The 14631-nt window shown below is 45.3% G+C and carries 14 protein-coding genes; 8 read left to right on the top strand and 6 right to left on the bottom strand.

The features are described from left to right. Nucleotides 1-71 precede the first annotated feature (71 nt). Both QUA13_RS24830 and QUA13_RS24825 read left to right on the top strand, forming a co-directional pair. A complete protein-coding gene (locus QUA13_RS24830) occupies nt 72-806 on the top strand; it encodes a 15,16-dihydrobiliverdin:ferredoxin oxidoreductase (protein ID WP_333202870.1) in 735 nt (244 codons plus the stop codon). A gap of 7 nt (nt 807-813) precedes the next feature. Next, nucleotides 814-1566, top strand: a complete 753-nt coding sequence (locus QUA13_RS24825; RefSeq protein ID WP_333202868.1) for a phycoerythrobilin:ferredoxin oxidoreductase — start codon at nt 814-816, stop codon at nt 1564-1566. Between the two features lie 2 nt (nt 1567-1568). Here QUA13_RS24825 and QUA13_RS24820 read toward each other — a convergent pair whose 3' ends face one another. Beyond that, complete coding sequence (locus tag QUA13_RS24820) at nt 1569-2399, bottom strand: pentapeptide repeat-containing protein (protein ID WP_333202866.1); 831 nt, start codon at nt 2397-2399, stop codon at nt 1569-1571. A 241-nt stretch (nt 2400-2640) separates the two neighbouring features. On the opposite strand from QUA13_RS24820, the gene QUA13_RS24815 reads away from it, so the two are divergent. From QUA13_RS24815 to QUA13_RS24800, 4 genes are all read left to right on the top strand, one after another. Then, a complete protein-coding gene (locus QUA13_RS24815) occupies nt 2641-3225 on the top strand; it encodes a phycobiliprotein lyase (protein WP_246276670.1) in 585 nt (194 codons plus the stop codon). 166 nt (nt 3226-3391) lie between these two features. Next, nucleotides 3392-3664 (top strand): hypothetical protein, encoded by a 273-nt coding sequence (locus tag QUA13_RS24810; RefSeq protein ID WP_333202858.1) that lies wholly within the window; start codon nt 3392-3394, stop codon nt 3662-3664. 9 nt (nt 3665-3673) lie between these two features. Further along, the gene (locus tag QUA13_RS24805) at nt 3674-4555 is read left to right on the top strand and encodes a HEAT repeat domain-containing protein (RefSeq protein WP_333202857.1); all 882 of its coding nucleotides are present in this window, start codon (nt 3674-3676) and stop codon (nt 4553-4555) included. Nucleotides 4556-4563: 8 nt separating this feature from the next. Continuing rightward, nucleotides 4564-5040 (top strand): DUF2656 domain-containing protein, encoded by a 477-nt coding sequence (locus QUA13_RS24800; RefSeq protein WP_333202854.1) that lies wholly within the window; start codon nt 4564-4566, stop codon nt 5038-5040. 79 nt (nt 5041-5119) lie between these two features. Here QUA13_RS24800 and QUA13_RS24795 read toward each other — a convergent pair whose 3' ends face one another. From QUA13_RS24795 to QUA13_RS24775, 5 genes are all read right to left on the bottom strand, one after another. Then, on the bottom strand, nt 5120-5254 hold the full coding sequence (locus QUA13_RS24795; RefSeq protein WP_281363525.1) for a hypothetical protein: 135 nt from the start codon (nt 5252-5254) through the stop codon (nt 5120-5122). A 347-nt stretch (nt 5255-5601) separates the two neighbouring features. Further along, on the bottom strand, nt 5602-7320 hold the full coding sequence (locus QUA13_RS24790; protein WP_333202851.1) for an ATP-binding protein: 1719 nt from the start codon (nt 7318-7320) through the stop codon (nt 5602-5604). Next, nucleotides 7317-8369, bottom strand: coding sequence for an ABC transporter substrate-binding protein (locus QUA13_RS24785; protein WP_333202849.1), 1053 nt, complete (start codon nt 8367-8369; stop codon nt 7317-7319). Before QUA13_RS24785 ends, QUA13_RS24790 begins: the two co-directional genes overlap by 4 nt. 835 nt (nt 8370-9204) lie before the next feature. Beyond that, complete coding sequence (locus QUA13_RS24780) at nt 9205-9633, bottom strand: DUF6220 domain-containing protein (protein WP_333202847.1); 429 nt, start codon at nt 9631-9633, stop codon at nt 9205-9207. A 1-nt stretch (nt 9634) separates the two neighbouring features. Then, a complete protein-coding gene (locus QUA13_RS24775; RefSeq protein ID WP_333202845.1) occupies nt 9635-10309 on the bottom strand; it encodes a DJ-1/PfpI family protein in 675 nt (224 codons plus the stop codon). Between the two features lie 99 nt (nt 10310-10408). On the opposite strand from QUA13_RS24775, the gene QUA13_RS24770 reads away from it, so the two are divergent. Both QUA13_RS24770 and QUA13_RS24765 read left to right on the top strand, forming a co-directional pair. Beyond that, the gene (locus QUA13_RS24770) at nt 10409-11161 is read left to right on the top strand and encodes a LuxR C-terminal-related transcriptional regulator (RefSeq protein WP_333202842.1); all 753 of its coding nucleotides are present in this window, start codon (nt 10409-10411) and stop codon (nt 11159-11161) included. Nucleotides 11162-11642: 481 nt separating this feature from the next. Beyond that, nucleotides 11643-14153: an ATP-binding protein gene (locus tag QUA13_RS24765; protein ID WP_333202840.1), complete on the top strand. Its 2511-nt coding sequence runs from the start codon at nt 11643-11645 to the stop codon at nt 14151-14153. Nucleotides 14154-14631 lie beyond the last annotated feature (478 nt).

Here is a 14631-nt window from a genome sequence, read left to right as displayed (position 1 = left end):
GAGACAAGATTTAAGGCAATCCCTTATGATTGTGTTTTGAGGGAAAGATTGAAGGAGCAAGATTTTAATCTATGTTTAAGCCGTTTCAGGAATTCTTAGAAAAAGAACTGTTTGGACGTTTTGCTCTAGAGAGTCGTCCCATTCCCTCTGGGTTGGAATCGGTGGTGAGTGAAAGAGGCAAAAATCCCGCCACGATTCAAAGTTGGTGCTATCAATGTCCCAAATTGCGAAAGATTCGTTACACATACATTGATGCGGGAGAAACGGCACAGATTTTCAATAGTGTCATTTATCCGAATTATAATTACGATCTGCCCTTACTAGGAATTGATTTTTTAGCTTTTGGACAGAAGAAAATCTTGGTGGTCTTGGATTTTCAACCTTTATTCCGCGATCGCGCCTATATAGACAAATATATCGAGCCCATGAGCGCCATTAAGGATAAATACAAGGATTTAACGCAAGACTTAGAAATGAAGTTTTACGATGCGAACCAGTATTTTTCCAAGAACTTGCTATTTGCTAAAACTGATGCAGAAACGGTTGTAACTCGTTTGTTTCCAGCCTATCAAGAATATGTTCAGTTGTATTGGCAAATGCTAGAGCAAGCCTCCCCGCTTAACACTCCCGAAGAGATTCAGCGGATTGTGAAGGCACAGAAAGATTACGATCAGTACAGTGCGGAACGCGATCCTGCATCAGGGCTATTCGGCAGCTATTTTGGACATGAATGGTCAGAGCGATTTCTGTACGAGTTTTTGTTTGAAGATGCTGTTCCCTTAGCAGTTCCAGCGGGAGTAAGATAAGTTAAAAATGACTCTTTATCAGCCTTTCTTAGATTACGCTATCCCACTTCTAAAAGAACGACTTGACTTGGCTCCCTATCCCATTCCCGCAGGTTTTGAACGGAAAGAATCTCTAACTGGTAAGGGGAAAAAAGAGCAGTTGGTGGTGACGACAAGTCATGCTTTTAAGTCCTCAAAATTACGGCAAATTCGGGCGGCTCATGTTGAGGGTGGTGATGCTCTCCAGGTACTTAATTTTGTGATTTTCCCCCAGTTAAATTATGACTTGCCATTTTTTGGGGCGGACTTAGTAACCTTGCCGGGGGGACATTTAATTGCTTTAGATATGCAGCCTCTTTTTCAGGATGCGGCTTACCAAAAGCAATACTCAGATCCGATTTTACCGATTTTCAACACTTATCAAAAGGAGTTGCCTTGGGGAGGAGATTTTCCTGACGAGGCAAAACCTTTCTTTTCTCCTGCTTTTCTTTGGACTCGTCCCAAGGAAACAGAGGCTGTGCAAACTACTGTCTTTGAAGCTTTTAAGGATTATCTTCAAGCTTATCTCGATTTGGTTGAGCAAGCCCAACCTGTCACAGATAGTCAGCGACTTGGAGAGATTCTTGAGGCACAGCGACGTTATATTAATTATCGTGCTGCAAAAGATCCCGCTAGAGGAATGTTTACGCGGTTCTATGGTGAGGAGTGGACTGAGGAATATATTCACGGTTTTCTGTTCGATTTAGAACGCCACATTCCAGAAGTTCAACAATCAGTGTAAATTTATCCTACCTGAGAGCCAAGACTCTGAGCCGTATTGTTACGAGTAAAGGCATTCCAAGTTCCTAATTCTTTGCGATCGCGACTGCAAAGCATGGCTTTCATCTCTTGGGTGAGTCCTTGTGCTAGGGTAAAATCAGCGCCAGCAATACTCTTTAATTGCTCTAAATTTGCCCCGGTTAAGTCAGCCGCTCGTAAATCCGCTCCTTGTAATTCGACTCCAATTAAGATAGCATTCCGTAAATAAGCACCAGTCAGAAAGGCATTCTGAAGACTCGCCCCACTTAAGGCCGCTCCCTCTAAATTTGCCCCTGTTAAATCGGCTCCACTGAGATAAGCACCTCGCAGATTACAGCCGTGTAAATCTGCGCCTCTGAGGTAAGCTGTATTCAGAAAAGCTCCACTGAGATTGGCTTGGGGACCAATAGCTCCCGAATTTTTGTAATTGAATCCTTCTGGCCACAGGGTATGAGCATCATATTGAGCTAATTTTAATTTTGCCTCTTGTAGCTGGGCATCGACTAAATTACAGCCCTGTAAATCTGCACGAAAAAGATAGCTTTCTTGTAAATTCGCTCCACTCAAATTGGCATCTCTGAGATTTGCCCTTCGTAAATCAACCCCTTTGAGATTGGCCCCTTGCAAATTGGTTTGACTGAGGTTTGCCCCAATCAAGTTTGCTCCACTGAAATCAATACCAGATAAATCCATCTGGCTGAGGTTGATTCCCGGGAGGTTGGTTTGAGCTAGACTTTTGCCTTCCTGAATGGCTGGTAAGATTTCTGTTGCAGAAAGGGGTTCGGAGAGGAAAGACGAGTGTTGACGAGGTGACATTGTATTTTCTGAAGATTTATCGATCGAGTTGCTCAAAATTGTCCTGTGTCATTTATCCTAGAATTTGACGGATTCCAGACTGACGTTTGTTTATTTTTCTTAACCAAAATCAGATCGGATTCCCAGTTCGGCTAAGCTCAGGTCAAAGCCGAAATCTCCGTTTTTCAATGAGATTTGTCTCAATCCCTCTGATTCCTCTCGCTAATTTGACACAGAAATGCTGCTAACACCACCTATGACTATGATGGATTTCTTTCGCAAGAGTGAGGGCGTTTGGTTTACTCAGCGAACAGTCCATAATTTTGATACTGCTGCGGCTGATGAGTCGGGAGAATCCAATGTCATCGTTGACGTTTTGTCAACAGATGATCCCAGAATTTTAGACGTGTGTCAACAGCAGAATGTCGATCCCGCTTTAGTTAGTGGGGGATGCAGTTTTATGTGGCAGGATAATTTAGATGATACAGTCCCGAACGAAAACTATGCTGCTATTCTTGTAGATGTGCCTAATCCTAGTAATCCGAGAACGGGCAAGTTTCTGCGAAATCGAGGCTATGTTGAAGGTATTCCGGTCATCGGTATTTACCATTTTGCGGATGATGGGGTGTTGACTATTGAGACGGAATATGAGACTAATCAAGGACAGGAACGCTGTTGGTTTATTAACGATCATTTTCGGGTACGGGTGATGACTGTGCAGATGATAAATGGGGTTAAACAAATGGCATACTGTTCTGAGCGTCGTTGTATTTCTCATTCTGCTTTAGAAGAGATGTTAGAACACAATCGCTTGAGGTTTTCTGGGGTGGGTGTGCTGTCACCTTAAAGCACAAATATCCCGGCGATTGCAATCGCGCGCGGCTAGACACAAAGTCGAAATATCCCGGTGACTGAAATTGCGGTTACATAAACAAAAAATATCCCGGCGATTGCAATCGCGGCTACACACACAAATTTCGCCTAGGCGGACTAATTATTAAACTATCAAAACTATGTCTGAAAACGAAGAATTTAATCCATCGGATTCTGATAATGAGGAAAGTGTTGCTAATTCAACAGACACTAATGTTGAAGAATTGGCAGAAGTAATTGCTGAATTTGAAAAATATCGCGAACGTTTGGTTAATGAAACGATGACTGCGGCACAAAAGGCAAAATTACCTCAGAAGGCGGCGATGGCTAAAATTGAGCCGGAACTTGCTAAGATTGATGCTGGACTGGAGAGTCTTCGCGCTCAAGTGGCGGCTCTAACTACTAATAATTAGGGGATAATTATGGTCAATTCTAATGCTCAAGCGGAGGCAGATCCAATTCTATTGGCTCACGCTGAAACAGATGCTTTTCTTCGGGAAGTTACTGAACAAATAGATTTAGATACTTTCGATCCTAATGATTCCAATCTGTTGAAGCGGTTGGTTGAATGTTTGGGAGATACGCGGGGGATGACTCGACTGCGTTTCGCGGAAACTTTGGCTGAAATTGGCGAAGCGGCGACTCCTTTTTTATTAGATGCTTTGGCAAATCATGTTAATCCGGTTGTGCGGCGTGCTGCTGCTAAAACTCTGACTTTGATTGCCGATCCGACTGCGGTTCCTCATTTAATTCATGCTTTGTTGAACGATCGGGATACGGTGGTTAAGGGTTCATCAATTGGGGCGTTGGCGAGGATTGGGGAGCCGGCTGTGCAGGCTTTGTTGGATATTTTAGGGTCAAGTGATTTGCCAGAGAGTACGATCGGTCATGCGGCTTGGGCGTTGGCTTTTATTGGGGCGGGGGCGAAGGAGTATTTGTATCAGGCGATCGCCTCTGATTCGCCTGTGGTGCGCGGTGCGGTGGTGGGTGCGATCGCCAAGGTTGCACAGGAAGAACCGAAGGATGAATTATTCGAGATTTTGGTTAAGTCTCTGACGGATGTTGATGTTGATGTGCGTTGTGAGGCGGCGGCGGCTTTAGGAAACCTGGCTTATAAACCGGCAATTCCTAATCTGATTGAGTTGCTGGATCGTGGTGATGGGGAAACTCGCAGGGCGGCGGCTTTGTCTTTGATGAAAGTGGGCGATCGGGCTGCGATTGCACCGCTACAAGCTGCATTGGAAAAGGAGTCAGAAGCGGCAATTCAAGGTGTGATTAAGTTGGCGATTTCTCAAATTAAGTAACTAAAAGTATGACTGAATCGGGAACGGTGCGGATGTTGCTTTCTCATAATTTTGATCTGCCCGAGGGGGTTTTTCCCACCTTAAGTAGGGAAGAATTTACTCGGGTATTTGCTGAGGGTTTAAGTCTATATCCTGAGATTAAGTGTCGTCAATTAAATCACGGTCATTGGATGGTAGAAGTTTTATTTTCTACTGATGCTTTTTCTCCGCCTCAAGTGGGAGAATTTTGCGCTCAAAGTTTGGTGGATAAGCGGATGAGTCAGGGGAAAACTGATGATTCTTTTCCTGATATTTTGATTTTAGCGGGATTGAAGAAGACTCCGCCATTGACTAGCGATGCTGAGGCGCTGCAACCGGGAGAATGGGGGGTGGATGTGGTGGAAACTCAGTCTGCTGAGAGTTTTTTGATGGCGATGGGGTGGGAGGAGAAAACGGCGGGGAAAAGTATTGAGGATGTTTTTAAAGTTGAAAGGAGAAAGGGGTAACGGGTGAGTTAAGGTGCCAGGATATCTTGTTGATTGATACTGTTTTTTATTCTTGAGACTCCGCCAATTTAAAGGCTTCCTAATAAGCTGTAGCAAATTCAGTTTTCATTTGTAAAACATCAGCTTGATACTCTGGATTGCTTGCCATTTCTGCTAGTGCTGCATCAATTGATGCTGGCTTCAGCGTGGCTAATTCTCGACTAATAGCCCGCATAATAAATTAATCACGACTTTTTGCTTTTCCCTAGTTTACGGCTCGATAAGTCGCTTCTAGTAAATTAACAGGGAGACTGATTTTTGCTTCAATTGTAGGATGCAAAATCCAAGTTACTCTTAACTAAAACCTGAATGTTCTGTAGATCTATATTAACTCTTTTTTATCCAAATAGTCATGGGTAAAGCGATCGAGGATGTTTTTAAGGCTGAAAGGAGAAATGGAGAAAGGCTTCAAGGTTGTTTGGAAAGTTGGATATAAGTCCCGAAACGCTGATTTTGACGTTTACCAGGCTAGGATCTATCTCCCGTAGATAAAATCGTCGTTGATTTCGATATTGTCAACTCCTAATGCTTAACAGGAATACAAATTTCAAACTCCGTCCCTTTTTCTGGCGTTGAAAAACACCTAAGCGTCCCACCATGTTTTTCAGTAATAATCTGATAACTAATAGCCATTCCCATTCCGGTTCCCTTCCCTACAGGCTTTGTTGTAAAAAATGGATTGAATATCTGTGTTTGAATTGATTCTGGAATTCCATTGCCATTATCGACTATCGCAATTTTAACCCATTGCGAATCTACCACCGAGGTACAAATTGTAATACAACATGGGCGCTTCTCGATCGAGCAAGCTACCCGTTGAGTATTTATTTCTTCCAGTGCATCAATAGCGTTTGCCAAAATATTCATAAATACTTGGTTGAGTTGTCCGGCATAACACTCAACTAGGGGTAAATCACCATAGTCTCGAATGACTTTAATTTCTGGATATTCGGGCCGCGCTTTGAGACGATGCTGCAAAATTAACAGCGTGCTATCAATTCCTTCATGGATATCAACTTCTTTAAATTCTGACTCATCCATCCTGGAAAAATTGCGGAGTGACAGCACAATCTGGCGAATGCGATCGGTACCAATTCTCATTGAACTCAGAATTTTAGGTAAATCATCTTGCAAAAAATCCAGCTCAATATTTTCTGCTTCTTTCTCAATTTCGCCAATTGGGTTTGGATAATGCTTTTGATATAGGTGTACCAAATTTAATAGACTGTCAGCATAATATTGTACATGAATTAGATTGCTATGAATGAAGCCGACCGGATTGTTAATTTCATGGGCTACTCCTGCAACTAATTGCCCCAAAGATGAGATTTTTTCTGTCTGAATCAGTTGGGTTTGCGTCCGTTTTAAATTCTCAATTGCCTGCTCAAGCTGCTGAGATTTGTCTCGTTCTCTGGCTTCGCTATCGCGTAATGTGACTTCTATTTGTTTCCGTTGAGCAATTTCGGCGGTGAGTTGCTCGTGGATTTCCAATTGTCGGAATACTTCCTCAAATGTGCTTGCCAAAAATTGAATTTCGTTAGCTGGAATCGTCTTTGGCATAGGAAAGATGCCAGTTTTTTTACTTTGACAAACTGCTTCGTTTAAGTCCCGCAAGGGTTGCAATACATTCTTCTGAAGGAGTATCCCCATGATTAACAAAATTGTGATGATGCCAACTAGCAATGACAAAGTTGAGGTAATGAAGGTTCTGTCGGTAGCTTGCTGCATTTGGTTGAGATCGAGTAGCGCGATCGCCACTCCCCGTCGTTGGGATGTGCCAAACAAGGTACTACTAAAAGGCAGAATTTGCGCGATCGCAGGCTTGCTATCCACGACCATATTGTGGCTGACTTCAATGCCTGTGGTCGCCGCTTGGTAAAGTGGTTGTGCGAGTTGTGGATAGATAGAAGTGTATGGCTGATTACTCGCATTCTGAGGGCTGCGGGCGATCGCTATCCCAGATGGATCGACAATCGCAATTTCCACCACACCGGGGATCGTGGCAAAATTTTGCACAACCCGTCGCAGAATGCTTTTATTCTCCAACTCTAGTAAGCCTTCTGTAGAAAACTCTAGCGATTGTGTAATCGATTGAGCCCGGTTATGAACTTGCGTTTCTAAGTCAGACTGCATCAGCCGATAGTTGAGTCCGAGGGTTGCCAGTCCAACAGTGGCGATCGACAACCCAAAGCTAACTAGCAAGCGCTGGGACAAACTATGGGGACGCAGCCATTTGGTCATAATTGCCACTCCTCGATCGCTGTAGTTACGAGCTCAGTATTAATCTCCACATCCTGACGCGGTATCTTTCCGGGGCGAGGGTCAGATTTCAATAGTTTAGCCATTTGAGCGATCGCTTCTGGTAAGCGACCAGACTTAAACATCTGTTGTTGCATAGCAATGTCGCCTTTTTTCAGACCCGCGTAATCTTTAGCAAAAGCCGAACTCTTCTGTCCCAGGCTTTTTCCAACCTTTTGAAACACTTCATTCGGCTTTGTTTCCACTGCACTCATAATATCAAACCAAGCCATAATAAATTGCTTCAATTCAGCTTTTTTCGTGCGAGTAATAGTTGATCGAGAAGCCAACGCATCAATGATTAAACTATCAATTTCCTGAGTAGTGTAAATGATATTACCCTTAATTGTTTGAGCCGTTTCCCCTAGCAACGGTTGCCAGAGCACGGCGGCATCTAAACGTTTCTTCTGCATCAAATCAACCGCTATCTCGTTAGAAATATCTTCAATCTTGACCTCTTCGGGTTTAATCTGGTGCAACTTGAGGGCTTCCAATAAAATCAGATGATTCACTGTTCCCAGTTTAGCTTCGACTCTTTTACCGCGAAGGTTTGCCACTGACTTGATTCCAGGTTGAGCAACAATACCATCAGCCCCATGAGAAATATTTGTTACCATCAGCACCGCAGGCTTGTCACTACCCGAATCAGACTGCACCACATCCCACAAAGAGGCAAAAGTTGCGTCTAGAGTACCGCGCAGCATGGCGCGAGTCGAATCTTGTTGATTCTCAAATCGAATGAGTTGCACGTCCAATCCGCGCTGTTTGAATAAGCCTGCTTCCTGAGCATAAAGTGCAATATCAAATCCTGCCCAACTGGTGATGCCGACGCGCAGGGGAGCTAGTTGTTGTGATGCCAGGCTACAGGCATTTACAATCAGGCTAACCGCCAGTGTCAAAACGCAGAGGACACCGAACGATCGCCATTTTGTTAAGGTCAACCAACACCTACGCAATAATTGTGTAGTCCCCGTCTGAGCTTTGCCAGTCATCTATGCAGCCTCAACGCTGTTGTTCGTCGATGATAGCAAGAACTTTTCTGGATGTCATTCCCTGAAAAAACGCCTAAAACAAATGTAAAATAGAACTATTCTCCTCGCTGATAATTCATTACCAAATCCAACCAAAATCAAGAAATAGTCGCTGATTCCCGCACATAAGAATCCACAAATTCATCTGCAGGGAAATGTGATGAGAACTTCTACACAACGCCGATATTGCGATGCGAATCGATTCCGGGAGTTGAGGGGTTCGTTGCTCTGGCGGTTCCGGAGCGACTGCAATCCACAATTCATCCATATAGGAAGATTCCGTCCAAGATCGCGATCGGTAACGATATCAGCCGGATGAGAATGCTTCCCAGCCTCAACGAAAACCCCCAAACCCCATTTTTAAACGGGATTTGGGGGTTTTCTTGCTATGTTTTTTGCCTGTAAGATCCCGATCGAATCAAAACTTGTTCGGTGCGATCGCCCTTGACAAAAATCGGACTCTTGGCAGAATAATCAGGCTAGAAACTAAGAGAGCGATCCTCTTCGAGGGCTTCGCTAACTCACAGAATTGAAAGGCGATCGATCTACTGGTATTTTTAAAGTATTGGGTATTGCGATCGCAATCTAACGACTCATTTCAGCGGCAGACCGCCCCACAAGACCCCGAATTCGCACGCAGAAATAGGGCGGACTTTCCGCTGCACGCTCATTGTTCGGCGACTGTTGATAACTTCTAGCTCATTTGAGCGAAGTTAATCAATTGTGCCAAACTGGATAAGTGCTGCACTGTTGCAAAGAAGGGAGTAAAGATTGCATCTTGCGTCATTTCTAACTCTCAAGCTTGCTCATTCTGATGGTGGGTGGGTGATAAAATGCGCGATGTGCTGTGTACAAGGGTTGAAGAAACATAGAGGAGCGAAAATCCAATCAGAGGATGGAACACCTCTAGATGGAGAGGTGTTTTGAGATGAATGCTGACAAATTGCAGCCCAAGCAGCACAGGTAAAGTGGCAGCAAGATGTCGTATTTTGCGTGAGAACGGGGCGAGCGATGACCATCCCCATAATATTAATGACAATCCACCATAGCCTCGCACTAGCCAAACATGAATATTCCACCAGGAAGGGTCATTGAAGTAGGCAACTCCAACTGTTAATAACTGAGCAATCAAGCAGAGGTTAAAGACGATTGAAGTTGTATAAAAACCTATTTGTACCCAATTTGTGGGAGTACGATCGCGATCGATTTCCGAAGTTGTGTTCATGTCAAACTGCCTGTTTTGCTACTTCTAAACTCGATATCCCCTGCATAAATAAGATTGCCTTATCGACCAACTCAGGCCCCGCTTTTTCTGGCGAACCGACATCAAATGGCGGGGCGGGATTGTACTCCAGTAATAGTTGAATAATCTTGGCTACTTCCTCACCACAAAGGATGCTAGCGATCGTCAGGCCAAAATCGATACCTGCTGTCACGCCTCCACCAGTAATACGATTGCGATCGATTACTATGCGCTCTGTGCCAACCTCAACGCCAAACTTTGCGAGTTGTTGGCGCATTGCCCAGTGAGTCGTCGCTCGATAGCCGAACAGCAGTCCGGTTTTCGCCAGAAATAGCGATCCACCGCAGACAGAAGTGATAAATTTGGCGGTGCTGCCTTGTTTGCGAAGAAATGCTAGTATCTCTGGATCGTCTTCTACTGCCCCTTGCTCTAAGCCGCCACCAATACAGATAACGTCCAAGCGCGGGCAATTGTCAAAGGTGGTATCAGGCAAAACCATCATGCCGTCATCGGTTTTAATCGGATCTAGCGTTTTCCAGATCCGATGAATCTGGACACCTGGCAACGCACTAAAAACTTGCTGTGGTCCCACAATATCCAGCGATGTCATGCCAGGATAAAATACCAAACCAATGATATGCTTTTGTGAGTCAGTCATGAATTCATCTCCTTGGGGCGATTGCGATTAAATCTGTCCTTATACTAGAAGTAGCAACCGACTTCGCCTAGTCCTCGATCGGGTACTCTTTTTGACCGCATGACAATTTCCTTGCAGCTTTTATTTAAAGAAATCGACCAGGTGACGGATGAACAAGATTTGCGAGCGCAAGTCGTGCCCAAAATCGGTGAGTATTTTGCAACTAAGCGATCGGGAATCTTCTTTTTAGACCAGCTTTTAGCCGATCGAAATCTTCAGAAATTCCTAAAAGTCCCGTTATCTGTCGAACATAATCCTGTTGCACGTTACTTAGCGGAGCGCCATACGCCTGTGCATGAAGGATTAGTAACATCGCCCAAGGCGTGGGCAATAATTTGTCCCCGACCCGATCATTGGCACGTGATGGCGGGGCCGATCGTCAGTCGCGGTCAATTAGTGGGTGCAGTAGGTTGCACCCGCGAACAGTCAATGCCTGCCTTTGATACGCAAAATCTAGCCGATTTGAGTGCGATCTGTTTGCACTTATCTGTTTGGGCTGCAACAGTGCGATCGCGAAGTTTTTCCGTTGGCGAAGCCTGCCCAACGGGCATAGGAAAATCGCAACACCAATCTTTCAAGAGCGAGCGATTAACGCCTCGTGAATTGCAAATTGCCGAATTGGTTGCTTTGGGACGAACAAACGCACAAATTGGGAAGGAAATTTGGATTACTGAGAATTCTGTGAAACAAGCTTTGAAGCGAATGTTCCGCAAGCTTGAGGTTTCGTCTCGTGCAGAAATGGTTGCACAGCTTGCTGCGACAAAATATAATTTGCCAAGTGTAAAAAATATCGCACTCTTAGCAGAACAATAACGCTAGAAACTAAAAGAGCTATCCTCTTCGAGAGCTTCGCTAACGCACCGAATTAAAGAGCGATAGATCTACTGGTATTTTTAAAGTATTAGTATTGCGATCGCGAGCGCTAGATAACGGCACATTAAATAAAGTGAAAAGACTCAATAGAGTCCGTTTCAACTGAGATATTGCACCATTATCGCTTAACAGGCTTTTCGACCTGTTCCACAAAAAGTAAGTGAATTTTCTTGTGGGGCGGGCAGGATATCCCGCCCGTGAAAGGCTTATTGCATCTCGTGCAAGATATCAGTTCCAACGAGTTATTGTGCTCAAGAGTGCGATCGCTAGCAACATAAACTGATTAGGCCTCAATATTTCACCGCTACATTAGATCGAGATTACAAGTTTAACCCCTAGAAGGAAATACTAGGTATTTGTTTTTTTCTTGATGGTGGAAAATACACTTGTATCACAATAGGATTACTTTTATCTGCTTGTTATGGAAATAGATCGTGTGCCATTTTTGAATCGCCTCCGGCGCACCATGTCCTCTGCGGAAGCTTGGGGGTTTAGTGTGGTTGGATATCTGATGTGGTTTACCTTAGCACCGTCGATGCAAGCAGAAATTGGCTCCGCATCGCTGTTGGTCTGGATTCCTGGTGCGATCGTCGGAATTCTGTTTAACCTTCAAGTTCAGAGTTTGGGTGAGAAATATCCAGATGTATCTGGGGGAACACCCAATTACATCACGCGATTGCTTCATCGTTACCCTGCCCTTTCCCGTTACTTGGGGATTGCCTACTACTTGGGGTGGGTTTCCTTTCCGGCCATTAATGCGATCGTCATCACAGATTTGATCCAATTCCATTTAGAACCGATGGGGCTGAAGATTCCAGAAAAAGTGTTTGAGATCGGTTTCACTGCGATCGCTTACTTTGTAGCATTCAGTGGCACCCGCGCCGTCGCCATTCTGCACCTCTTTTTTGTCTTTCCTTCGATCGGCTTTTTATTCCTCTTCTGCGTTCAGGGTTTAGGCTGGCTTGCCTTTTCGCCCCAAAGCCCCGGACTCTTGCCCAGCAGCATTGATGCCATCAGTGTCCAGGACTGGCTGAAATGGTACTTGTTTGCCGCTTATAGCTTCTATGGCTGCGACACAGCTTCATCCTTTGTAGCCGACAGTCTCCACCCAAAAGACACCCTCAAGGCGCTGTCTTGGGTTGCCTGGTTCATGCCTCTGGTGTTTGTGGGTGGCACTTTAGTCTTGTTGCAGTTGGCAACCGCTGCGGGTTTAGAAGGCAATTTGTACGGCAATTTCCTGGCGGCTGCCAAGCCTTTCTGGGGAGACGCTGCCCCTGTCATAGTCACATTGCTGGTTACGGCTTGCTGTTTGTTGGGATCTGCGACTAGCGTTTGCAATACGCCCCGCATCCTTTTCCAACTCGCGCAGGATGGGCTGTTGTCTCCAGTGTTTGGCGCAGCGTCCCGTCGGGGTTCCCTAGAACCCGCGCTGCTGCTAACCTTTATCTGTAGTTTAGGATTTTTAGTCTGGGGCAACACCACTCGAATTGTGGTGGTGTCAGGGGTGAGTTTTTTCATTTCTATCATGGGGTTGCACTTGGGGCTGTGGATGCAGCGCAACGATCCAGTCGTGCGTTGGGGGCGACTATCCTTAGCATTGCTGGTGGTGGAGTTCATTTCCCTGGTGGTGGGTGGTGTTAGCTGGGGATGGATGGATTTTGGCATCGGGTTGCTGTTGCCGTTAGCAGCGATCGCGATCGACGCTGCAATTCGGCGGATTCCTTGGGCACCTTTGCACTTACCGTGGTGGGATCGACTCCATGCCAAGCCGCTAAACCATCCTGAAAACGAAGATTTTGTAGTGCTTCAGATCGGAGTTTTGATTGCGCTGATTTGTAGTGCAGCGACAATCAGTTGGCTGATCAGATCCTGGCTGCGGGTAGAAATCGGAACCAAGAATCCGTATCTGCTGATTATTGTGTTGATGACGCTGGCATTTGTGGGAGTGGCGATTGCTTGCTGGACAACTCTGCCCCAGGTTGCTGCGATCGAAGAACTAGCAATTTCCTCAACCGTGCAAGCTAAAGAACTCGAGACAACCCTAAACGAACTGAAAAAAGCCCAGATGCAAGTTATCCAAAGCGAAAAAATGTCTAGCTTGGGACAGTTGGTGGCGGGAATTGCCCATGAAATCAATAACCCGGTCAACTTCATCCACGGTAATCTCACCCACCTGGACGAATATACCCAAAATCTGCTGCGGATGATCGAACTCTATCAACAGCGCCATCCCAGCAACGATCCAGACGTGCAAGCAATGGCAGAGGAAATCGACTTGGAATTCCTCACTGAAGACATCCAAAAGATCGTGTCATCTATGAAGGTAGGCACCGAGCGAATTCGCGGTATTGTCGTCTCGTTGCGAAATTTTTCTCGCATGGATGAAGCAGACTTCAAAGATGTTGATATTCATGAGGGAATTGAAAGTACATTGCTGATTTTGCAACACCGGCTCAAAGAGAAACCAGAGTCTCCAGGCGTGGTAACGATTAAAGACTATGGCACATTGCCCAAGGTGGAATGTTTCCCCGGACAACTCAATCAGGTATTCATGAATATTTTGGTCAATGCTCTGGATGCCCTAGATTACATGAATACCAAACGCTCCTATCAGGAGCTTAAAGACACCCCGAACCAGATTACGATTCGGACTTCTGCGATCGACAATCAATGGGTGGAGGTGGCGATCGCTGACAACGGAATCGGTATGCCAGACTCAGTGAAGCAGCGCATTTTTGACCCTTTCTTCACCACCAAACCGATCGGTAAAGGTACGGGTTTGGGGATGTCGATTAGTTATCAAATCATTACTGAAAAACATCGCGGTAAAATCAAGTGTTTTTCTACACCTGGCTCAGGTACTGAGTTTGTGATTCAGCTCCCCATTCGGCAACAGACAATTTTAGCATTCCCGATCGCTGCTGAATCTTAACCACTTCGCGTTCAGTGCAGCCCTCAAACAATCTGAGGCGCTACAATAATCGGGGTGTCAATTACCGCCAACTTCTCGATCGGAAGCCGTAAGAATCTTAGAAGCGCGATCGCCCTTGACAAATATCGCGCTCTTGGCAGAACAATAACGCTAGAAATTAAGAGAGCGATCCTCTTCGAGGGCTTTGCTAACGCAATACCGAATTGAAGGGCGATCGACCCACTGGTAATTTTGAAGTATTCGGTATTAGTATTGCGATCGCTCTTCGGCGCGACTCGGTTCAGGGGCTTCCAGAAAACTTTGCAACCTCACACTTGGTTTTGGTCATTCCACTTCACGAGATTTTTCGGCTGCTGTCGATCACTTAACTTCTAGCGAGGGTGGTGTTCGCCTAGCATACCATTGGAGTTTAGACTAAGCAGGTCAAAAAGTGCGCTCGCCCAAAGACCGGCAAACGTCCATACTCCAACGGCAACGG

The organism is Microcoleus sp. S28C3 (assembly GCF_036700785.1).
Taxonomy (GTDB): domain Bacteria; phylum Cyanobacteriota; class Cyanobacteriia; order Cyanobacteriales; family Microcoleaceae; genus Microcoleus; species Microcoleus asticus.
Note: the sequence above shows the minus strand (reverse complement) of the source record. Positions and strands in the feature narration are given on the sequence as shown.